Raw genomic sequence first — 1,594 nt, 5'->3', positions numbered from 1 at the left:
CGCCCCGGAAACCCCGGAGGCGGCAGGGGATCCCGCGTTGCCGCCGGCGGAACCGCAACGCATCACCATCCCGGAGATCGGGGTGGACGCCCCCTTCGTGCCGCTGGCCATCGGGGAGACCGGTGAACTCGACCCGCCCCCGCACGACGACAAGAATCTCGTGGGATGGTTCGAGGACGGGGTCACGCCGGGGGAGCGCGGGGCCTCCATCGTGGTCGGCCATGTGGACACCCGAACCGGACCCGCCGTGTTCGTCCACCTCAACGCCCTGCGCCCCGGGAGCACGGTGGACATCCACCGGAAGGACGGAACCGTCGCCACCTTCGAGGTCTACGCCGTGGAAACCTTCTCCAAGGCCGACTTTCCCGACGAGCGGGTCTACCGCGACACCCCCTCCGCGCAGCTGCGATTGATCACCTGCGCCGGCACCTACGATCGCGCCACCCGGAACTACGAGGACAACCTGGTGGTCTTCGCCCGCCTGGACTCCACCCGGGACACCTGACGCCCGCTCCGGGTGGTGGGCCCCACGGATCCGACCGGGTCGCCGCCCCGGGTTGTCCATCCCGGAGGGAACGGCACCCCGGGGCGGGAGAGGGGCGATAACGTGCCGGGGAAATCCGGCGCGTTTTCGTTGTATCCGGAGAGCGGCCCGGTCTCCCCGTGTGGCAGGGGCGGTGCGTGGTGACGCGTCGCCGAGCCCACCGGATACGCCCGAAGGGAAGTCAGGAATGAAGCACGAGCCCGAACGGGGGCCCGACCACTCACTGGTGGTCGCGGCCCGGGACGGTGACCGGCGGGCGCTGGAGAGTCTGTTGTCGCAGTCGCTCCCGCTCGTCCACACCATCGTGGGTCGGGCCCTGGACGGTCACGGGGACGTCGAGGACGTGGTGCAGGACATCATGCTGCGCGTGGTGCGCGGTCTGGGCCGGCTGGAACGGGCCGAATCGTACCGATCCTGGATGGTGGCCATCACGGTGCGCCGGATACGGGATCAAATCCGCGAACGGCAGCACTCCCGCCGCACCATCGAGGCGATGCCCGCCGCCGAATCCCTCGCCGACGTGACGGACTTCGCCTCTCTGACGATCCTGCGGCTCCACCTCACCGATCAGCGTCGTGAGGTGGTCGAGGCCACCCGGTGGCTGGACGACGACGATCGCGAGTTGCTCTCCCTGTGGTGGCTGGAGGAGTGCGGGCGTCTCGCGCGATCCGAACTGGCCGAGGCGCTCGGTGTCTCCGAGCGCCACGCCGCCGTACGGGTGGGTCGCCTGCGCGAGCGCCTCGACACCGGTCGGGACATCGTCCGCGCCCTCGGGACACGACCTCCCTGCCGGGACCTGACGGGGATCACCCGCGAGTGGGACGGGACACCGGGGTCACTGTGGCGCAAGCGGATCGCCCGTCACCTGCGGGCGTGCGAACGCTGCGGCAACCACGGCGACCTCCCCGTGCCCACCCACCGTCTGTTGCACGGTCTTCCCCTCGTGGCCCCGCCCGCCGCGCTGTATCGGGCCCTTGGGGAACTCGTCCGCGGTGTTCCCCCCACCGGGGCGGCACCGGACGGGGCCCCGACGGTCCCTCCCGCGAGTCC

At 71.1% G+C, this 1,594-nt stretch carries 2 protein-coding genes; both read left to right on the top strand.

All coding sequences use genetic code 11. From position 1 onward, the window contains the following. The coding region (locus FOE67_RS25285) for a class F sortase (protein WP_182667138.1) at nucleotides 1–505 on the top strand (505 nt) is incomplete at its 5' end. A gap of 226 nt (nucleotides 506–731) precedes the next feature. Then, a partial coding sequence (locus FOE67_RS25280) for an RNA polymerase sigma factor (RefSeq protein WP_182667137.1) occupies nucleotides 732–1,594 on the top strand: 863 nt, incomplete at its 3' end.

Origin of the sequence: Streptomyces calidiresistens (assembly GCF_014141525.1) — a bacterium.
GTDB lineage: Bacteria > Actinomycetota > Actinomycetes > Streptomycetales > Streptomycetaceae > Streptomyces > Streptomyces calidiresistens.
Note: the sequence above shows the minus strand (reverse complement) of the source record. Positions and strands in the feature narration are given on the sequence as shown.